Below are 19150 nucleotides of genomic sequence, written 5' to 3'. Positions count from 1 at the left end.
CGGCACGTCACTCCGGCACAACGTCGCGCGGGGTGACGTCGCCCGGAGTGGCGAAGCCTTCGCAGATGCCGCTGCGCCTGCGGATGTCCGACCAGTCGGCGATTTTGAAGCTGAGTAGCGTCGTCGCGCAGGTCGGGTAATCGTCGAAACGGGGATGCGGCGGCGCCTCGCGCACGAGCGAATGGGCCAGGTCCGCGAGGCCATGATTGTGCCCGACCACCAGCACTGTCTCCGCTTCGACGCCGTGGAGCGCCGCGAGGATCTCATCGGCCTCGGCGAGATAGAGACGGCGTTCGAAACAGGCGCGATCCTCCGGCATTTCCAATAGCGCCAGCGTCTCACGCGTCCGCGCGGCGGTGGAGCAAAGAATTTCACCCGGTATCCAGCCCCTCTCGCGCAACCAGTCGCCCATCGCCTCGGCCCCGGCCCGGCCGCGCGGGGTCAACCGGCGCGCGTGATCGCCCCCTTCCGCATGCCAGTCGGCCTTGCCGTGGCGCATAAGGATCAATCGCTTCAAACCCGTCGCCCCTTTCGCGAATGGCACGCTATCGGCGGATGAGCGATCCGGCGCCATGCTCTGTGAACAACTCCAGCAGACACGCGTTGGAGACCCGCCCGTCGAGGATAACGACCGCCCGAACGCCCTCGTCGATGGCCTTGAGCGCCGTTTCGGTTTTCGGGATCATCCCCCCCGCAATCGTGCCATCCGCGATCATTGCGCGCACCTCGTCCGGTGTCATGGAGGTGACAACCTTGCCGCCCTGATCCTTGACACCGCTCACATCCGTGAGCAGCAGGAGCCGGTCGGCCCGCAAAGCGCCGGCGATTGCGCCCGCTGCCGTATCTCCGTTGACGTTGAACGTCTCGTTCTTGCCTCGGCCCGTCCCAATGGGTGCGACGACGGGAATGATCCCCGCATCGAACAAATCGCGAAGCACCTGCGGATTCATCTTGCTCGGGCGCCCGACAAAACCCAGTTCGGCATCGTCCGCATCGCAGACCATCAAATTGTCGTCCTTGCCGGAAAGCCCGACCGCGCGGCCGCCTTCGGCCATGATCGCCTGAACGATCCGCTTGTTGACCAGCCCGGTCAGCACCATCTCGACGACCTGGATCGTCGCCTTGTCGGTGACGCGCTTACCGCGCACGAACTCCGAAACGATCCCAAGACGGCTGAGCATCTCGTTGATCATCGGCCCGCCGCCATGCACCACGACGGGGTTTATACCGACCTGCCGCATCAGAACGATATCGCGCGCGAATTCCGCCATGGCCGCATCGTCGCCCATCGCGTTGCCGCCGAACTTCACCACTACGATCGCGCCTGCATAGCGCTGCATATAGGGGAGCGCTTCGGACAGGGTGCGGGCGGTGGCGATCCAGTCTTGGTTCATGTGTCGGGATTTCATCATCTGTCTCATCACTGCCGAAACGCTGTCGGCCCGCCATGTGTGCGCCAGCCCGATCTGCGAGGCAAGTCGTTTCCCGCGCGCCGGTTCAGACGAGCCCGGCAATGATGCTGCGCAGCGTCGCGATCCCGTCACCCTTTTCGCTGCTGGTCAGAACCAGTTCGGGATAGGCCGCGGGATGGCGCGCGAGCTTGTCGCGCACCTGCCTGAGAAGCGCCTCATGTTGGGACGGTTTGATCTTGTCCGATTTGGTCAGCACCGCCTGAAAGGTCACGGCGCTCTTGTCCAGCAGCGTCATGATCTCCTCATCCACGGGCTTTATCCCGTGCCGGCTGTCGATCAGCACAAAAGCCCGCCGCAGATTTGCGCGGCCGGACAGATATTGCTTGAGCAGGGCCTGCCATTTCTCGACCACCTGCACCGGCGCGTTCGCATAGCCGTAGCCCGGCAGATCGACGAGATATCTGTCATCGCCCAGGGTAAAAAAGTTGATCTCCTGCGTGCGCCCCGGCGTGTTCGACGCCCGCGCCAGTGCCTTGCGGCCGGTGAGCGCGTTGATCAGGGAAGATTTACCGACATTCGAACGTCCGGCGAAGCAAACTTCGATCCGGTCCGCATCGGGGAGTCCCGACATGGCAACGACGCCCTTGAGGAAATCGATTTCTCCGGCGAAGAGTTTGCGGCCCTTTTCGAGCATCGCCGCGTCCGGCGCCTCTGCCAGGGGGAACCGCATCTGTGCGTCAGACATAAGCGACCTCGTCATTGATGGACAGTGTTCCGCCCCGAACGACCTCCGCGCGGACGGAAAATTCTTGGTGCCCCCATGTTTCGAGGCCGCCCAGAATGTCGGCATCCCGTTTCCCGGTGGCGGGATTGCTATGAGTAGCCTTGCACCGTTCCGTAAGTTCCCGCACATGGAACTGTACGCTTCCAATCCGGATTTCCCGACCGAGCCAGTCGCGCTCTTCCCACGGTTCGAGCCCCTCGATCCAGACATTTCCCCGCCACCGCAGATGCGACAGGGTTCTGCTCATCTCGCTCTCAACGGCGCGGTGCGAGGCCGCGTTGCAGAGCGTCACGCTCGGGAACGGGCTGTCGGTGAAGGCCGGCCCGCGCGCGCGCAGCAGGCGCGCAGGTCTCAGGCTATCGGTTTTCACGATCTCCGAAATCCAGTCGAGAAACCGCGCCTCTTCGGTATCGGGATCGAAGCACAGATCGTCATGACCCGGAATGCGCAGCGTCATCTTCGACGTCTCCGCACAATAGGACGCGGTCATCGCCATCAATTCCCGCATTTTGGCCACACGGCAGAAGTTGCCGCAGTGTGCCCATTCCGTTCCATCCGCGCGTGATCGTTCATGTGCCACGGCCCAGAGGCGATCGAATGGCATTGCCTCGCCTGCTCTCAGCATCACCGTGTCAAGCGGTTCCCGACCGTGGCTCTTGATCGGGTGCCGCCAGATCCCGGTGACATGCGCCATCACTTCTCGCCAGTCTTGGTCCGCCGCTTCACACCCGATTTGATGTTGCCGAAGACGTCCGGTTTATAGCCCTGCGACCGCATGATGAGATATTGCTGCGTAAAGGTGATCGTGTTGTTGGCGATCCAGTAGATCACCAGACCGCTGGCGAACCCGCCGAGCATGAACATGAAAACCCACGGCATCCATGCGAAGATCATCGCCTGTGTCGGATCGGTCGGCGCCGGGTTCAGCTTCTGTTGCAGGAACATCGAAACGCCCAGCAATAGCGGCAAGATGCCGACGAAGATCAGCGCCAGGATCGACCCCGCCTCGGGCGCCGCCCAGGGCAGCAGGCCGAAGAAATTGAAGATCGAGGTCGGATCGGGAGCCGAGAGATCCTGGAACGGGCCGAGCCAGGGGGCGTGCCGTAGTTCCAGCGTGACGAAGATCACCTTGTAGAGCGAAAAGAAGATCGGGATCTGCAGAAGGATCGGCAAACAGCCGGAGGCCGGATTGACCTTCTCCTTTTTGTAGAGCCCCATCATCTCCTGCTGAAGTTTCTGACGATCGTCGCCGGCGCGTTCCTTGATCTTTTCCATTTCCGGCTGCAATTCTTTCATTTTCGCCATGGAAACGTAGGATTTATACGCCAGCGGGAAGAGCAAGGCCTTGATGATGAGGGTCAGGCTGATGATGGCCCAGCCCATGTTCCCGATCAGCAGGTTGAGGTGGTGCAATAGCCAGAAGATCGGTTTCGTCAGGAAGAAGAACCAGCCCCAGTCGATGCTGTCGATGAACCGGTCGACGCCGGCGCGCTGATAGTCGCGGATGGTCTCCCATTCTTTTGCGCCGGCGAAAAGCTGCGTGGTCACTTCCTGCGTTTCGCCGGGCGCGACGGTCACCGTGGGCTGGACGGCTTCGGTCTGGAAGATGTTGCTGGCCTCGTTGAACTTCGCGACCTGACGGAATGGCGCATCGCTGCCGGGGATGAGGGTGGTCATCCAGTAGTGGTCGGTGAACCCGATCCAGCCATTTTCATTGACCTGCATCACCTCCGCACGCGCGGCCTGGGCCGCCAGCACCGGAAACTCGGTAATCTCGTCGTAATCGATTTCCGATAGCGTGCCGTCGGTCATGGCGACGACACCTTCGTGCAGAATAAAGAAGTTCTTGAGATCCTGCGGCTCGCCGTGCCGCGCGATAAGGCCATAGGGCGCAACGGTCAGCGGTTCGCTCCCGGCGTTCTCGACCGATTGGGTGACGCGGAACATATAGTCATCGTCAACCTCGATCTGCCGGCGGAACACCGCGCCTGTCGGGCTTTCCCAGCGCAGGGTGATCGGGGTTTCCGGCGTCAGGGTTTCGCCGGCCTCCAGCGTCCAGGGCGTGGTCACGCTCGGCACATCGTCGAGCCCGAGGCCGCCACCGGGTGCCCAGCCGAAAAGCGCGTAATAGGGCTCATCCGAGCTGACAGGGTTCAGAAGGTGGACGATATCGGAATCTTCGTCGGTAGAGACGCGATACTCCTTCAACTTCAGATCGTCGATCCGGCCCCCGGCAAGCGAGATCGAGCCTTCGAGCTTGCCGGTCATGATCGGCACGCGCGGCGCTTCCACGACCTCGGGCGGGGCCGCGCCGGTCGCCGGCGCATCGCCGTCCGGCGCGGCCTCGGGCAGGGATGCGACATCAGGCGATACGCTTTCGCTGACAGGCGGCAGATCGGTCTCGGGATCGACGGCGGAGTCGGGTGGCGGGAACAGGACAAACCACACCAGAATGATCGCAAAGCTGAGCGCTGATGCGATAAGTAGGTTCTTGTTCTGATCGTCCATCGGAGACCGCCACCTGTGCTTTTGGATTATCGCAGCGTTCAACAGGCCTCGTGCGCGAAGGTCAAGCAGATTCACGGGCACGGATGCAGGATGACGCGGAGGGTCCGGCAGGCGCAGGGCGCTTCATCTGGCGCTGCGAATGTCGGTAACGTCGGCCGCGCCGGCCATACCGCTCTGGGCCAGCCATTCGCCGCACTCGTCGACAGGCATGGAGTGTGCGAAGAGGAAGCCTTGCGCGGCGCGGCAGCCGACCTGCCGCAGCAGGGATTGCTCCTCGATCGTTTCCACGCCCGCGGCGAGCGTTTCGATGCCCATCGTTTCCGCCATGCCGCAAATCGCGCTCAACATGGTTTGACGGGCCGGTATGGTATGCGCGTGTCTGACCAGCGTGCGGTCGAGCTTGATGCGGGAGATAGGCGCTTGCTGCAAGGCCAGAAGCGACGCGTGGCCGGTGCCGAAATTGTCGATATCGAGCCGGCAGCCGAGCCCGGTGATCTCTCGCAAATTTGTGCGGACCATATCATCGCCCTCGAAAAGCGTGGTTTCGCCGATCTCCAGAACCAGCCGACGGGGCGCAAGGCCGAGCCTGTCGAGCCGTTCGCCGATTGCGCCAGCCAGATCGGGCACACGCAGTTCCTGTGCGGAAAGATTGAGACTGACGCTATCCACGCCGCGCCCTTCGCGATCGAACCGGAACAGTGCTTCGGTCGCTTGGTCGAGCATCGTGGCGCCGAGCCGGCTCATCTGACCGCTGTCCTCCAGGGCGGGGATGAATTCGCGAGGCTCGATGAGCCCCCGCGCCGGATGGTGCCAGCGCGCAAGGATTTCGAGTCCGGTGGCGCGCCCGGAGTGAAGGCTGATCTGGGGCTGGAAATGCGCGACGAAACTGCCGGTATCCAATCCGGCGTCAATGTCGGCGCGCAGGTTGGTGCGGAATTGCGCGTTGCGCGACAGTTTGTCGGACCAGACGCGGATCGACGGCGCGTTTGAGGCAAGAGCCTCATCCAGGGCAAAACCCGCCGAATCGATCCATTTTGCCGCTGTGATATTCCGTCCGAAGGTCAGCGAGGAGGCAATGCCGACGGATGCGGACAGGTTGCGGGTTGTTTGTGACACCGAAAGCGGTTCTTCGGCGGCCTCCCGAAGGCGCCGGGCGATATCGAGCAGATTTTCGAGCTTCATGCGGAACCCCGGCGCCAGCAGGATGATGAAGCGGTCGCTTCCTCCTTCGAACACGCGGTCGGATTCGCGCAGCGCCGAGATCAACCGCCCTTTGAGGACATTTTTCGCCTCCGCCGCAGCACCGCATCCGAGCGTGCGGCCCAGATCGTCAAGCCCCTCGAGCGCGATCTGGAAACAGGCGGTCGTCTGACCGTTATGAAGCGCAGCTTTCAGGAACCCGTCCGCGGTATCGAGCAGATCGGCGCTGGCCGGTTCGGGCGCGGGGGGCGGCACCGTTCCGAAACCGCCGGTCAAAGCGTAGAACAACGGCACCGCCAAGGCGCAGGACACGAGCAGTATTTCCCCTCCGGTCCAATATGCGGCAAGGCACAGCGCTGGAAGGAAGGCGAGCATATGCACGCCTGACAAAGCCTGGATCGCGTTGCGCCTTGCTGTTCCGACGCTGAAATTCGACCGTTTCATCAATCCGTCCTCAAGTACCTGTCAGGACCATGAGGCGCGGTGAGTGACCAAATCCTTAACGCAGCTTGGGGATCTCCGGCGAATTTTCGTCAATTTCAGAAGGGTTCAGGGAAAGACCTTTGAAATCAAAAAGATCACTATCGAGCAGATGCGAAGGGCGTGCATTTGTCAAGGCGCGGAACATGACCTGACGACGGCCGGGGCTGTTCTTTTCCCACTTGTCGAGGATCGCCTTGACCTGCTGACGCTGCAGCCCATCCTGGCTGCCGCAGAGATCGCAGGGGATGATCGGATAACCCATGGCGGAGGCGAATTTCTCGCAATCGGCTTCGGCGACATGCGCAAGGGGCCGGTAGACGAAAAGATCGCCCTCTTCGTTCACCAGCTTCGGCGGCATCGTGGCCAGACGTCCGCCGTGAAACAGGTTCATGAAAAACGTCTCGAGAATATCGTCGCGGTGGTGGCCAAGGACCACGGCCGAGCATCCTTCCTCGCGGGCGATCCTGTAGAGATTGCCGCGCCGAAGCCTCGAACATAGTGCGCAGAACGTGCGGCCTTGCGGAATCTTGTCGACAACCACGGAATACGTGTCTTGGTATTCGATCCGGTGTGGAACGCCCATTTTTTCAAGGAATTCAGGCAGAACCGTCGCGGGAAATCCCGGCTGGCCCTGATCGAGATTGCAGGCCAGAAGATCGACCGGCAAAAGCCCGCGCCACTTCAATTCGTGCAAAACGGCAAGCAGGGTATAGCTGTCCTTTCCGCCTGACAGGCAGACAAGCCATTTCGGCGGCACCTCGTCGGCGCGGTCGATCATGCCATACTGCTCCACCGCCTCGCGCACGTTCTTGACGATACGTTTGCGCAATTTCCTGAATTCGGTCGTCCGGGGGGCGCCGAAGAAAAGCGGGTGAATATCGTCTGCGTCATCGAGCATGGCGTGTCCTCTAAGCGCCGAAAGCAGGTTCGGCAAGGGCTGTCAGCGGCCTCGCGGCTTGGCACGCAGGGTCGGATCCGCTGCGGTCGGGTCTTCGGGCCACGGATGTTTTGGGTAGGCGGCGCGCATGTCCTTGCGCACATCGGCATAGGAGCCCGCCCAGAATCCCGGCAGATCCATCGTCGTTTGAACGGGCCGCCCGGCGGGGGAAAGCAATGTCACGCGCAATGGCGCGTTGCCGACGCGCGGATGGTCGGTTTGCCCGAAAAGCTCCTGTAGGCGCAGGGCGATTTCCGGCTGATCGCCGGAATAGTCGATCGGTATCTCCCGGCCGAGCGGTGTGATGAAGCGCGCCGGCACGGTCGCGTCCAGCCTCTGCATCTGCTGCCAATCGAGCATTGCGCGCAGCGCCGGAAGGAGATCGAACGCCTTCCAATCAGCTGCACTGCGCACGCCGTGCAGATGGGGGAGAAGCCAGCTGTGGAGAGAGGCCAGCAGGGCGCTTTCGGACATATCGGGCAAATCCTGGCCAGCCTCTCGTGCGATACGGACACGGGCGCGGAAGCGTTCCGTCGCGTTCGACAACGCCGGGGAAAGTCCCAGATCGCGCACCCCGTCGAGCATGGCTTCGGAAATCTTGCCGGGGGGCGCATCCTTCCAGAGCCGGTCATCGAGCGCGACGGCGCCGAACCGTTCCTGCCGCCTCGAGACAACGCGCCGTTCGCGGCGCGACCATTCGCAAATATCGATCCAATGGATCTGATCCTCGAAGAGCTGCCTTAACGCGCCTTCCTCGATGCGGATGGCTTGGCGAATCCGGGCCTCGCGCGGATTGCCGTCAAGGTCGGTCGCCACGATCAGGCGCGCGCCTGCGATCGGATCGCTTTCGTCCATCACCGCGCCCTTGCCGCCCGCCAGGCGATAGCGGGGCGCATCACCCTTGCGGCGCAGTCCGATGCGGTCGGGGTAGGCGAGCGCTGCCATTTCGGCCGGACTCAGATCGGGAATGGCCGGCTTCGGCGCCGCGCGTTCGAGCCGCTTTGCCTCGGTTCTTATTCTCTCCAAGGCGCTGCGGTTCGCCGTTCCGCGCTGCGTTCGTGTAAAACGAGCCGGATCGCGGAGCGCGTCCAGACGTAGCATCAGATCGACGCCGGCACCCTGCACCGGATCGCGGTCGGCCATCAGTGCGGCAAGCGGCGCGCCCGGCGCGCCGGCCATCGCCATCATATGCGCAAGACGGGGATGCAGCGGCAATCGGGCAAGCGTGCGGCCGTGATCGGTGATACGATCCCGAGCATCGAGCGCACCGAGCATCCGAAGCAGAGCCTGTGCCTCTGCGAACGCGCCTTCGGGAGGCTGCGTCGGGAATGGCAAGTCGGACGGCTTCGCGCCCCAAAGTGCGAGTTCGAGCGCCAGGGACGCCAGATCGGCCGCCTCGATTTCGGCAGGGGGGAAGGCGCGCAGGGCGCCTTCCTCGCCCTTGGTCCAGAGCTTGTAGGCCGTCCCTTCCGCAACGCGCCCCGCCCGGCCGGCGCGCTGGGCGGCTTCGGCCCGTGTGACCTTTTCAGTCACCAGGCGCGACATGGCCGATCCTGGATCGAACCGCACGCGCCGGGCGCGCCCGCCATCGACGACGGTGCGTATATCCTCGATGGTCAGCGATGTCTCCGCGATGGAGGTGGCCAGAACGATCTTGCGCCCATCGGTTTCGGGCAGGATCGCTTGTTGCTGGGCCTTGAACGGCATCGCGCCATAGAGCGGGCGGATATGCGCGCCACCCGGCAACCGGCCGCCGAGCAACGCCTGAACACGCCGGATTTCGCCTTCTCCGGGCAGGAAGGCGAGCACCCCGCCGGTGTCTTGCCGGGCGGCATGCACGATCAGATCGGCCATCGCGGTCTCAAAGCGAACGGATTTCGGCACGGGAGTGTCGAGCCATCGTGGCTCGACCGGGAAGCTGCGCCCTTCCGATGTGACCGTGGGGGCCGACATCAGCTCCGCCACCGGCCCGGCGTCGAGCGTTGCAGACATCGCCAGAAGGATCAGATCGTCGCGCAGCGCGCCGGCGATCTCCAGGCAGAGCGCAAGGCCGAGATCGGCATTCAGCGAGCGTTCGTGGAACTCATCGAAGATGACCGCCCCGATCCCGGCGAGTTCCGGGTCAGACTGGATCATCCGCGTCAGGATTCCTTCGGTGACCACCTCGATCCGCGTGCCGGGGCCGATCTTCGTGTCGTCCCGCACGCGGTAGCCCACCGTCTTGCCGACCGGCTCGTTCAGCGTTTGCGCCATGCGCTCGGCCGCCGCCCGTGCGGCAAGGCGGCGGGGTTCGAGCATGACGATCTTTCCTGGCGCAAGATCGGCGCCCAACATCGCCAGAGGCACCCGCGTCGTCTTGCCCGCCCCCGGCGGCGCCTGCAGCACGGCGCGGCCTTCGTCCCGAAGGCAGGCGATCAATTCGGGCAGGGCATCGTCTATGGGAAGGCGCGTCATGGGGTCTTCTAATCGGCCGGCCAGCCGCGCGGCAAGGTGATTACGGATCCTCGGGCGGGAAGGCGGCAAGGCAAGCATCCGCGCCGCGTTGGGCGGCCTTTTCAAGCGCCGGCAGATCCCTCGCGAGCTGCGCATCCCGCGCCGTCAGAACCGCGCGATCGATCGGGACGCGGCGCGTAACGGGGTAGGTCTCGCGATCCCAGCAGGGAACGAACCCACCATCCGCGCGGTGGCAGCGCGTGAACACCCGGCGGGTGCGGAACTCCGTCACATAGTCGAAGCCGCGGGCGAGGGTTTCCGCGATCTCGGCGCGTTCCTTGAGCGCGGCGCGATAGGGCGCGGCGGCGTCGTTGATACAGCGCTCCTGCGGGGTGGCGCAGGCGGCCAGAAGGGCCAGGCATGGCAGGGCGACGCGGAGCATGACGCGACTGTAGCGCCGCGCCATCTCGCGGGCAACGCGCGCCGGTTTGCCGGATCGGCAAGCCACCACGTGACATACGCGCCTTCGATCTTATGTCAGAATGACAGGAAGCAAAGGAGACGCCCCAATGAAATGCCCGATAGACGGAACCGAACTTGTCATCACGGACCGCTCCGGTGTCGAGATCGATTATTGCCCGCAATGCCGGGGCGTCTGGCTGGATCGCGGCGAGCTTGACAAGATCATCGACCGAAGCACCGCATATATGCCCGAACCCGCGCGCGACTACGGGGAGACCCGCTACCGCGACGATCAGGGCTATCGCAAGAAAAAGAAACGCGGCGGGTTTTTGGAAGAACTGTTCGACTTCTAGCAAAGTTGCAAATAGCAAGGCGCGATGTTTGCAACATCACGGATCGCCCGATGCGCCTCTTTTTTTTGCCTGATCGTTCTTTGTGCCGTGTCCGGCTGCGGCGTGCCGTTCATCCCCTTGATCTAGCGCGCCGTCACCTTTTCTTTCGCCGCTGCACGTTGCCGCCGCGTTGGCCGGGGCGTCCTGCGGTGGAGCGACCCGACGCCTTGACGGCCTCCTCGCTCGCCTTGGCGACCGCCTGCTGACGCGCGAGCGGATCGTCGGCGACAGCGAGGTCGACCGCTTCGAGCCGCTTGACCTCGTCGCGCAGCCGCGCCGCTTCCTCGAATTCAAGGTTCTCGGCCGCCTTGCGCATATCCGCGCGCAGCCCGTCGAGCACGGCTTGCAGGTTGGAGCCTTGCATCTTGTCGTCGATCTTCGCGGTGACGCGATTCATGTCCACGTCGCCCTTGTAGAGCCCGGCAAGAATGTCCTCGACGTTCTTCTTGACCGTTTCCGGCGTAATGCCGTGTTCCTCATTATAGGCGATCTGCTTGGCGCGCCGGCGGTTGGTTTCCTCAAGCGCGCGCTCCATCGAGCCGGTGATGCGGTCGGCATACATGATGACCCTGCCATCGGCATTGCGCGCCGCGCGGCCGATGGTCTGGATGAGTGACGTTTCGGAGCGCAAGAAGCCCTCCTTGTCGGCATCGAGAATGGCTACTAGCCCGCATTCAGGAATGTCGAGCCCTTCGCGCAGCAAGTTGATCCCGACGAGCACATCGAACGCGCCGAGACGCAGATCGCGCAGGATCTCGATCCGCTCGATCGTGTCGATGTCGCTGTGCATGTAGCGGACCTTGATGCCCTGTTCGTGCATGTATTCCGTCAGATCCTCGGCCATCCGCTTGGTCAGCGTCGTGACCAGCGTGCGGTAGCCGTCCGCCGTGACCTTGCGCACCTCGTCGAGCAGATCGTCGACCTGCATTTCCACTGGCCGGATCTCCACCTCCGGATCGAGGAGCCCGGTGGGGCGGATCACCTGTTCGGTGAACACGCCGCCGGTCTGTTCGATCTCCCATTTGGCGGGTGTGGCCGAAACGAAGACCGATTGCGGGCGCATCGCGTCCCATTCCTCGAACTTGAGCGGACGGTTGTCCATGCAGGAGGGCAGGCGGAAACCGTGTTCCGCCAGCGTGAACTTGCGCCGGTAGTCGCCTTTATACATCGCTCCGATCTGCGGAACCGAAACGTGGGATTCATCGGCGAATACGATGGCATTGTCGGGGATGAATTCGAACAGCGTGGGCGGCGGCTCTCCGGGGGCGCGGCCCGTCAGGTAGCGCGAATAATTCTCGATCCCGTTGCACACGCCCGTGGCTTCCAGCATTTCGAGATCGAAATTCGTGCGCTGCTCAAGTCGCTGTGCTTCAAGGAGCTTGCCCTCGCTCACCAACTGATCGAGCCGCATGCGCAGTTCTTTCTTGATGCCCTGGATCGCCTGCTGCATCGTCGGTTTGGGCGTGACGTAGTGGCTGTTCGCGTAAACGCGGATGCGCTCGAACGTGCCGGTCTTCTCCCCGGTCAGGGGGTCGAATTCGGTGATGCTTTCCAGTTCCTCCCCAAAGAACGAGAGCTTCCATGCGCGATCTTCGAGGTGGGCTGGAAAAATCTCCAGCGAATCGCCGCGCACGCGGAAACATCCGCGCTGGAAGGCCTGATCGTTGCGGCGATATTGCTGGGCCACCAGATCGGCCATGATCTTGCGCTGATCGTATTCCTTGCCGACATGCAGATCCTGCGTCATCGCGCCGTAGGTCTCGACCGAGCCGATGCCGTAGATGCACGATACCGAGGCAACGATGATCACATCGTCCCGTTCAAGCAGAGCGCGGGTGGCCGAATGGCGCATCCTGTCGATCTGCTCGTTGATCTGCGATTCCTTCTCGATATAGGTGTCGGAGCGCGGCACATAGGCTTCGGGTTGGTAATAGTCGTAATAGCTGACGAAATACTCGACCGCGTTGTCGGGGAAGAAGCCCTTGAACTCACCGTAAAGCTGCGCGGCCAAAGTTTTGTTGGGTGCCAGGATGATCGCCGGGCGTTGCGCCTGTTCGATCACCTTGCCCATGGTAAATGTCTTCCCGGTGCCGGTCGCGCCAAGCAGAACCTGATCGCGCTCGCCATCGAGAACGCCCGCGGTCAACTCCTCGATTGCGGTCGGCTGATCGCCCGCAGGCTCGAACTCGGTCTGCATCCTGAACCGGATGCCGCCCTCGAGCTTTTCGCGGTTACGCACATCCGGCGCGGGGTTGGCCATCATCGGCATCTGTTCGATGGTATCGCTTTTCGGCACGCAGCTATCCTTGGAAAAAACGGTCCTCTATAAGTGTCATGAATCGCACGCCGTTCAAGAGGGCGACCCGAACAGGCGCTTACTTGAGCAAACGCCTGCGATTGGCGCGCACCTTGCGAGACAGCGGTTTTATCGAAGCAGCGACGATATCGTGCGCCGGCCGTCCGCTCAGGGCCGCTTTCGCTCCCGCGCCCCAGGCATCGATCAGAGCTTTCTGCTTTTCCGAAACCATGCGCGCGTTTTCGCCTCGGCGTGCCGGAATCGCGCCGCTCATGCCAAGCAATCTGAGCGTGATCACGGTTTGCGCATTGAGCGCCATCAGCGCCATGTCGGTTTGCAATTTGAGCAATGCGGGCAGATACATGAAAAGCCTCCTGCGGTTGTCCTTGCTGCGTTGCAGCGCCCGCGAGGCAAACCGCCGCGGCCTCTTGATGGTTCCCGTGAAATGTCCGATACAGCCGCGAGTCCGAGACGGAGATCCTCATGCGCGCACGTCTGTATCAACCCTCCCGCACGGCCATGTCGTCAGGCACCGCCAAGACGCGGCACTGGCTGCTCGAATTCCTGCCCGACAGCAAGCGCGAGATCGATCCGCTCATGGGATGGACCTCGTCAAGCGACACGCAGACCCAGGTGCGCCTGAAGTTCGACACGCTCGAAGCTGCGCAGGCCTATGTCAAGGAACACGGTATCGACGTGGTCCAGTTTCAGCCCAACAAGCGCAAACCGAATATCCGCCCGCGCGGATACGCGGAAAATTTCGCCGTCGATCGTAAGGGCGCCTGGACACATTGAGCCGCCCCGGCGCTTGGCCGAGGCGGAAAGAGGCGTTTATTGCGCTTCGCGCCGGAATACGCCGCAAGCGATCCGGTCGCCTGCAGCGCCGGCGGGCTGGCTGACGTAATCGTCGCCGTCAGAATGCATGATGAAGGCAGCGCCGTCTTCATCGAAAAGCTGCGACATCTCTATCAGCGGATTGAAGAAGGCGACATTCACAACGCCATCATCGCCCACGACCACATTGGGCAGATCCCCCGGATGCGGGCCGCCCTCGACCCCGATCCCGTGCTGCGCATCACCGGCGATATGCCCCCCGGCCGACGAAAAATCCTCGGCAGAGCAATCGCCCGTTTCATGCAGATGCACCGCATGATCGCCTTCGGGGATATCGGTCAGTGCCAGGATAACCAATGCGTGGCCCGAGGGCTGGCTTGTTACCGTCACGGTGCCGATGGAGGTGCCATCGCGGTTTTCCACATCGGCGGCAGCGATCTCGGACTCTTGTGCCGCCAGCGGCAAGGCAGGCAGAACGGCCAGCGCGGCAGCGAGGAAGGAACGGGTCATCGTGATCTCCTTTCGGTGGTGTTTAGGCTTCAACCGCCGTCGGGGCGTGCATGTTCCATTCAATCTTTGACGCCGCGCCGCTCCTGTCGTAATCGACACTCAGCGGTCCCTTAGCTCAACTGGATAGAGCAGCTGACTTCTAATCAGCAGGTTTGGGGTTCGAGTCCTCAAGGGATCGCCAGCTTTGCCCCGTAACACATTGCCATCACGCTAGGTCATCTGCGCGGAATCGGGGGACTTTGCGCAATATCAAATTCGTGCGCGGCAAAGGCTGGTAGGTCGCGGGCATGAAGACGCTTTGCTGCACCCTTTCCCGACTCGTCCTGGCCCTGTGCCTGGCGATCTATGGCCCGGCCTCTGTGGCCTTGGCCGGGGAAAACGGCGCTGTGGCGTTTGTGGAAATTTGCGCCGATGGTGCGGTGCAAACCATCGCGGTCGATGCTGATGGCGCGCCGGTCGAGGAGGGCGGCGTCTGCCTGAAATGCCTGACCTGTTGTAGCCTCCATCTCGACACGCTCGAACCGGATGTGCAGAATGTGTCGGCCCGTCCGGTGCCTGCCGATCCTCTTGGCGGGGTGCGACAGCATTCCGTCACTCATACCCACTTCGAACTCGGCCCCATGCCGCGCGGTCCTCCGGCGCGTCGCATTCCTTCGTCGACCAAGCCGGATCACGGTGCGGGCGCATTGCGCGCCGGCCTCGATCCGCGTTGCGATGGGCGCCCAATCTTGCAGGACGCCGTTGCATGACTGCCCTTTCCCATCTCCTCAAATCGCTTGTCCTCGTCTTCGCTTTGCTGCTCTTCGGGCAGGGTGCAGCGGCGCAATCCGTTTTGTCGGATCTTCTTCCCGATGTCGAAGCCGGTGCCTTGGTCGAAGGTGCCGATGCCTTCGGCGCGATCCGCGACGATATCCCGGTGGTCGAGGTTCTCTCCGGCGGGGACAGGATTGGCTGGGCCTTCATTGCCTCGGATTTCGTCTCCACCACCGGCTATTCCGGCAAGCCCATCCATACGATGGTCGCCGTTGATGACGCCGCGCAGGTGATCGGTGTCGAACTGGTCAAACATTCCGAACCCATCGTTCTCATCGGTATTCCGGATTCCAAAATCAAGGCGCTGGTCGCCGATTATCGCGGGCTGGACCTTGTCGCGGAGGCCGAGTCGGGCGGCACGGCGCATGAGCTCGATATCATCTCCGGCGCAACCGTGACGATCATGGTGATCGACGATTCCATCATCCGCGCCGGTCTCAAGGTCGCGAGGCGGCTGGGTCTTGGCGGGCTGGCGGTCGAGGAGGAAGGCACCGGCCCGCAGTTCGAGATCGACCCGGATGCAGTCGCGGCCGATGACTGGATGACGCTGGAGGGCGACGGCACCTTGCGCCGCCTGTCGCTCGATGTCGGGCAGGTCAATGCGGCCTTTGCCGCGATGGACGATCCCCGCGCGACCAAGCGCGCGCTGACCGAGGCGCCTGAGACGACGTTCATCGAGATGCAGGCCGCGCTGGTCTCGCATCCTTCCATCGGCGAGGTTCTTCTTGGAGAGGCCGAGGCGCAGAACCTGCAAGCGTGGCTGGACGAGGGCGACCATGCCGTGGCGATCTTCGGGCGCGGCATCTATTCCTTCAAGGGATCAGGCTATGTGCGGGGGGGCATCTTCGACCGGATCGTTCTGATTCAGGACGATATTTCCGTCCGCTTCCGTGACCGTATGCACAAGCGTATCAATGGTATCGCCGCCGATGGCGCACCCGAGTTCAACGAGGCGGATCTGTTCAAGATCCCCGCCGATAGCGGGTTCAACCCTGCCGAGCCGTTCCGGATTCAGCTCCTCGTGCAACGCGAAGTCGGGGCGATCGAGAAGATTTTCACCACGTTCGATCTGGGCTACGAGTTGCCCGACGCCTATCTTCAGCGCGTATCGCCCCCTCCTGCCGCCGAGGTGCCCGCCTCCGTCGATCAGGTGACGACGCAATCGGAGGCCGCCGCGCATCAGGCGCTCTGGAAGCGCATCTGGGAAAGCAAGACGACCGAGATCATCGTGCTGGGCGTGATGCTCGCGCTGCTGACCGGCGTGTTCTTTTTTCAGCATTTCGTTGTTCAGAACGAACGCAGGTTCTTCTGGTTCCGCATGGCCTTCCTGACTGTCGTGCTGGTCTATCTCGGCTGGTATGCGAATGCGCAGCTTTCTGTCGTCAACCTGATCGCGCTCTTCAATTCGCTGACCTCCGGGTTCAGCTGGCAGGCGTTTCTGCTCGATCCGCTGACCTTCATCCTGTGGTTCGCGGTTGCGGCGGCGCTGATCTTCTGGGGGCGGGGCGCCTATTGCGGTTGGCTTTGCCCCTTCGGCGCGCTGCAGGAATTGCTCAACAAGATCGCGCGGGCGCTGCGCATCCCGCAATGGGATTTGCCCTGGGGGCTGCATGAGCGCCTTTGGCCGCTGAAATACATGATATTCCTGGGGTTGTTCGGCGTGTCGCTCGTCAGCGTGGAGCAGGCGGAGAGACTGGCCGAGGTGGAGCCGTTCAAGACCGCGATCATCATGAATTTCGTGCGCGCCTGGCCCTTTGTCGCCTATGCGGTGGCGCTTCTGGTGGCGGGGCTCTTCGTGGAGCGGTTCTTCTGCCGCTACCTTTGCCCCTTGGGCGCCGCGCTCGCGATTCCCGCGCGGATCCGCATGTTCGACTGGCTCAAGCGCTATCACGAATGTGGAAACCCGTGCCAGATCTGCGCCAAGCAATGCCCCGTTCAGGCGATCCATCCCACGGGTGAGATCAACCCGAACGAATGTATCGACTGCCTGCATTGCCAGGTGCTCTACCAGTCGGAAACCACCTGCCCGGTGGTGATCAAGAAGTTGCGGCGGCGCGCCAAGGTCGGCGCCGCGCCCGACCTGTCCCGGAATATCGCGGGGCATCCGAACCAACCCAAAACCCAACCAGCAACTTGAAAGGAAAAAAGATGTCTGAGGGGAATAAACTGCCGATCACCCGGCGCGGCCTTCTCGGCGCGACCGCAGGAGGCGCGGCGCTTGCCGGCGCTCTCGGCACACGCGCGATGCTGACGGGCACCGCCGCCGTCGGCGCAGCCACCGTTGCAAGCACCACCAGCGCCCGCGCCACCGGCGCCGAAGTCGGGCCGGGCCAGCTTGACGAATATTATGGCTTCTGGTCCTCGGGTCAGGCCGGCGAGATGCGCATCCTGGGCGTGCCGTCCATGCGCGAGCTGATGCGGGTGCCGGTGTTCAATATCTGCTCCGCGACCGGCTGGGGCATCACCAACGAATCCAAGAAGATCCTGACCGAAGGCCTGCTGCCGGAGACAAAGGAATTCCTCAAGGCCAACGGCCATGAATTCCCGCCCAACGGCGATTTGCACCACCCGCACATGTCCTTCACCGAAGGCACATATGACGGTCGTTATCTCTTCATGAACGACAAGGCCAACACCCGCGTCGCGCGCGTGCGCTGCGACGTGATGAAATGCGACAAGATCATCGAGATCCCCAACGCCAAGGCGATCCACGGTCTGCGTCCGCAGAAATGGCCGCGCACCAACTATGTGTTCGCCAATGGCGAAGACGAGGTGCCGATGGTCAATGACGGCAAGATCCTCGACGAGCCGGAAAAGTATGTGAACTTCTACACCGCCATCGACGCGGACGAGATGAAGGTCGCTTGGCAGGTGATGGTGACGGGCAACCTCGACAACACCGATTGCGATTACGACGGCAAATACGCGTTCTCGACCTCCTATAACTCGGAAATGGGCATGACCCTGCCCGAGATGACGGAAAAGGACATGGACCATGTCGTCGTGTTCAACATCAAGGAGATCGAGAAGGGCATCGAGGCCGGCGATTATCAGGAGTTGAACGGGGTCAAGGTTCTCGACGGCCGCAAGGATGCGGGCAACAAGTATACCGCCTATGTGCCGATCCCGAACAACCCGCATGGCTGCAACATGGCGCCCGACAAGATCCACCTGTGTATTGCCGGCAAGCTGTCGCCGACCGTTTCGGTCATCGACGTGCGCAAGCTGGACGATGTGTTCGACGGCAAGATAGAGCCGCGCGACGCCGTGGTTGCAGAGCCGGAGCTGGGCCTCGGGCCGCTTCACACCGCGTTCGACGGCAAGGGCAACGGCTACACCACGCTCTTCCTCGACAGCCAGGTCGTGAAGTGGAACATCGAAAAGGCCAAGCAGCTTTACGCAGGTGAGGACGTCGATCCGATCATCGTCAAGAAGGACGTGCATTATCAGCCCGGCCACAACTCGACCGTGATGGGCGAAACGCTTGAGGCGACCGACAAGTACTACCTGACAATGAACAAGTTCTCCAAGGACCGGTTCCTCAATGTCGGCCCGCTCAAGCCCGAGAACGAGCAGCTCTTCGCCATCGACGGGGACGACATGACGCTGATTCACGACGGCCCGACCTTTGCCGAGCCGCACGATTCGATCATCGTCGATCCGTCCAAAGTGAACCCGGTTTCGGTCTGGGATCGCAATGACGTGATGTGGGAGGACGCGCGAAAGCAGGCCGAAAAGGATGGAGTCGATCTCGACGACTATCAGGACACGATCATCCGCGATGGCAACAAGGTGCGGGTCTATATGTCGAGCCAGGCGCCGAACTTCTCGATCGACAAGTTCACCGTGCAGCAGGGCGATGAGGTTACCGTCTATGTCACCAACCTCGACGACATCGACGATCTGACCCACGGCTTTACCATGAACAACCACGGCGTTGCGATGGAAGTCGCCCCGCAGGCGACGGCCTCCGTCACCTTCACGGCGGCCAAGCCCGGCGTTTACTGGTATTACTGCCAGTGGTTCTGCCACGCGCTCCACATGGAGATGCGCGGCCGGATGTTCGTCGAACCGCGTGCGAGCTAA

General features: G+C 62.5%; 17 protein-coding genes and 1 tRNA gene. 6 read left to right on the top strand and 12 right to left on the bottom strand.

Going from position 1 to position 19150, the window contains the following annotated elements; genetic code table 11:
• Nucleotides 1-7: 7 nt before the first annotated feature.
• From M3465_RS02225 to M3465_RS02185, 9 genes are all read right to left on the bottom strand, one after another.
• Entirely contained in the window at nucleotides 8-517 is a 510-nt protein-coding gene (locus M3465_RS02225; protein WP_249500072.1) for a SixA phosphatase family protein, read from the bottom strand.
• A gap of 28 nt (nucleotides 518-545) precedes the next feature.
• Complete coding sequence (argB, locus tag M3465_RS02220; RefSeq protein WP_249500071.1) at nucleotides 546-1409, bottom strand: acetylglutamate kinase; 864 nt, start codon at nucleotides 1407-1409, stop codon at nucleotides 546-548.
• 88 nt (nucleotides 1410-1497) lie between these two features.
• Entirely contained in the window at nucleotides 1498-2157 is a 660-nt protein-coding gene (gene yihA, locus M3465_RS02215) for a ribosome biogenesis GTP-binding protein YihA/YsxC (RefSeq protein ID WP_249500070.1), read from the bottom strand.
• Nucleotides 2150-2890: an MOSC domain-containing protein gene (locus tag M3465_RS02210; protein WP_249500069.1), complete on the bottom strand. Its 741-nt coding sequence runs from the start codon at nucleotides 2888-2890 to the stop codon at nucleotides 2150-2152. The genes yihA and M3465_RS02210 overlap by 8 nt, the downstream gene beginning before the upstream one ends.
• On the bottom strand, nucleotides 2890-4704 hold the full coding sequence (yidC, locus tag M3465_RS02205) for a membrane protein insertase YidC (RefSeq protein WP_249500068.1): 1815 nt from the start codon (nucleotides 4702-4704) through the stop codon (nucleotides 2890-2892). The genes M3465_RS02210 and yidC overlap by 1 nt, the downstream gene beginning before the upstream one ends.
• A 123-nt stretch (nucleotides 4705-4827) precedes the next feature.
• The gene (locus tag M3465_RS02200) at nucleotides 4828-6348 is read right to left on the bottom strand and encodes a GGDEF domain-containing phosphodiesterase (RefSeq protein ID WP_249500067.1); all 1521 of its coding nucleotides are present in this window, start codon (nucleotides 6346-6348) and stop codon (nucleotides 4828-4830) included.
• Between the two features lie 55 nt (nucleotides 6349-6403).
• Nucleotides 6404-7285, bottom strand: a complete 882-nt coding sequence (gene ttcA / locus M3465_RS02195) for a tRNA 2-thiocytidine(32) synthetase TtcA (RefSeq protein WP_249500066.1) — start codon at nucleotides 7283-7285, stop codon at nucleotides 6404-6406.
• A gap of 42 nt (nucleotides 7286-7327) precedes the next feature.
• Nucleotides 7328-9778, bottom strand: a complete 2451-nt coding sequence (hrpB, locus tag M3465_RS02190; protein ID WP_249500065.1) for an ATP-dependent helicase HrpB — start codon at nucleotides 9776-9778, stop codon at nucleotides 7328-7330.
• A gap of 40 nt (nucleotides 9779-9818) precedes the next feature.
• Nucleotides 9819-10265, bottom strand: a complete 447-nt coding sequence (locus tag M3465_RS02185) for an excinuclease ABC subunit B (RefSeq protein WP_249500064.1) — start codon at nucleotides 10263-10265, stop codon at nucleotides 9819-9821.
• 61 nt (nucleotides 10266-10326) lie between these two features.
• On the opposite strand from M3465_RS02185, the gene M3465_RS02180 reads away from it, so the two are divergent.
• Complete coding sequence (locus tag M3465_RS02180; RefSeq protein ID WP_249500063.1) at nucleotides 10327-10572, top strand: TFIIB-type zinc ribbon-containing protein; 246 nt, start codon at nucleotides 10327-10329, stop codon at nucleotides 10570-10572.
• Between the two features lie 133 nt (nucleotides 10573-10705).
• On the opposite strand, the gene uvrB is transcribed toward M3465_RS02180, so the two are convergent.
• Together uvrB and M3465_RS02170 are read right to left on the bottom strand one after the other, a co-directional pair.
• Nucleotides 10706-12880, bottom strand: coding sequence for an excinuclease ABC subunit UvrB (uvrB, locus tag M3465_RS02175; protein ID WP_283254923.1), 2175 nt, complete (start codon nucleotides 12878-12880; stop codon nucleotides 10706-10708).
• A 106-nt stretch (nucleotides 12881-12986) separates the two neighbouring features.
• Nucleotides 12987-13235 (bottom strand): antifreeze protein, encoded by a 249-nt coding sequence (locus M3465_RS02170; protein ID WP_249500062.1) that lies wholly within the window; start codon nucleotides 13233-13235, stop codon nucleotides 12987-12989.
• Nucleotides 13236-13390: 155 nt separating this feature from the next.
• Between M3465_RS02170 and M3465_RS02165 the strand changes: the two genes are divergently transcribed.
• Complete coding sequence (locus M3465_RS02165) at nucleotides 13391-13702, top strand: ETC complex I subunit (RefSeq protein ID WP_249500061.1); 312 nt, start codon at nucleotides 13391-13393, stop codon at nucleotides 13700-13702.
• Nucleotides 13703-13738: 36 nt separating this feature from the next.
• Here M3465_RS02165 and M3465_RS02160 read toward each other — a convergent pair whose 3' ends face one another.
• Nucleotides 13739-14251 carry a superoxide dismutase family protein gene (locus M3465_RS02160; RefSeq protein WP_249500060.1) on the bottom strand — a complete coding sequence of 171 codons (513 nt, stop codon included), beginning with the start codon at nucleotides 14249-14251 and terminating at the stop codon, nucleotides 13739-13741.
• A 104-nt stretch (nucleotides 14252-14355) separates the two neighbouring features.
• Between M3465_RS02160 and M3465_RS02155 the strand changes: the two genes are divergently transcribed.
• The 4 genes from M3465_RS02155 (at nucleotide 14356) to nosZ (ending at nucleotide 19150) form a co-directional block, all read left to right on the top strand.
• A tRNA-Arg gene (locus M3465_RS02155) sits at nucleotides 14356-14432 on the top strand.
• 106 nt (nucleotides 14433-14538) lie between these two features.
• A complete protein-coding gene (locus tag M3465_RS02150; protein ID WP_249500059.1) occupies nucleotides 14539-15000 on the top strand; it encodes a hypothetical protein in 462 nt (153 codons plus the stop codon).
• A complete protein-coding gene (locus M3465_RS02145; protein WP_249500058.1) occupies nucleotides 14997-17201 on the top strand; it encodes a NosR/NirI family protein in 2205 nt (734 codons plus the stop codon). The genes M3465_RS02150 and M3465_RS02145 overlap by 4 nt, the downstream gene beginning before the upstream one ends.
• 11 nt (nucleotides 17202-17212) lie before the next feature.
• A complete protein-coding gene (nosZ, locus tag M3465_RS02140) occupies nucleotides 17213-19150 on the top strand; it encodes a TAT-dependent nitrous-oxide reductase (protein WP_249500057.1) in 1938 nt (645 codons plus the stop codon).

The organism is Marivita sp. GX14005, assembly GCF_023370775.1.
Lineage (GTDB): Bacteria > Pseudomonadota > Alphaproteobacteria > Rhodobacterales > Rhodobacteraceae > Marivita.
Note: the sequence above shows the minus strand (reverse complement) of the source record. Positions and strands in the feature narration are given on the sequence as shown.

What these genes read in the sequence shown, in the direction of transcription:
- argB (WP_249500071.1), bottom strand. Translation starts at nt 1,409, where the DNA reads ATGAAATCCCGACACATGAACCAAGACTGGATCGCCACCGCCCGCACC.
- yihA (WP_249500070.1), bottom strand. Translation starts at nt 2,157, where the DNA reads ATGTCTGACGCACAGATGCGGTTCCCCCTGGCAGAGGCGCCGGACGCG.
- M3465_RS02210 (WP_249500069.1), bottom strand. Translation starts at nt 2,890, where the DNA reads ATGGCGCATGTCACCGGGATCTGGCGGCACCCGATCAAGAGCCACGGT.
- yidC (WP_249500068.1), bottom strand. Translation starts at nt 4,704, where the DNA reads ATGGACGATCAGAACAAGAACCTACTTATCGCATCAGCGCTCAGCTTT.
- M3465_RS02200 (WP_249500067.1), bottom strand. Translation starts at nt 6,348, where the DNA reads ATGAAACGGTCGAATTTCAGCGTCGGAACAGCAAGGCGCAACGCGATC.
- ttcA (WP_249500066.1), bottom strand. Translation starts at nt 7,285, where the DNA reads ATGCTCGATGACGCAGACGATATTCACCCGCTTTTCTTCGGCGCCCCC.
- hrpB (WP_249500065.1), bottom strand. Translation starts at nt 9,778, where the DNA reads ATGACGCGCCTTCCCATAGACGATGCCCTGCCCGAATTGATCGCCTGC.
- M3465_RS02180 (WP_249500063.1), top strand. Translation starts at nt 10,327, where the DNA reads ATGAAATGCCCGATAGACGGAACCGAACTTGTCATCACGGACCGCTCC.
- uvrB (WP_283254923.1), bottom strand. Translation starts at nt 12,880, where the DNA reads ATGCCGATGATGGCCAACCCCGCGCCGGATGTGCGTAACCGCGAAAAG.
- M3465_RS02170 (WP_249500062.1), bottom strand. Translation starts at nt 13,235, where the DNA reads ATGGCGCTGATGGCGCTCAATGCGCAAACCGTGATCACGCTCAGATTG.
- M3465_RS02165 (WP_249500061.1), top strand. Translation starts at nt 13,391, where the DNA reads ATGCGCGCACGTCTGTATCAACCCTCCCGCACGGCCATGTCGTCAGGC.
- M3465_RS02160 (WP_249500060.1), bottom strand. Translation starts at nt 14,251, where the DNA reads ATGACCCGTTCCTTCCTCGCTGCCGCGCTGGCCGTTCTGCCTGCCTTG.
- M3465_RS02150 (WP_249500059.1), top strand. Translation starts at nt 14,539, where the DNA reads ATGAAGACGCTTTGCTGCACCCTTTCCCGACTCGTCCTGGCCCTGTGC.
- M3465_RS02145 (WP_249500058.1), top strand. Translation starts at nt 14,997, where the DNA reads ATGACTGCCCTTTCCCATCTCCTCAAATCGCTTGTCCTCGTCTTCGCT.
- nosZ (WP_249500057.1), top strand. Translation starts at nt 17,213, where the DNA reads ATGTCTGAGGGGAATAAACTGCCGATCACCCGGCGCGGCCTTCTCGGC.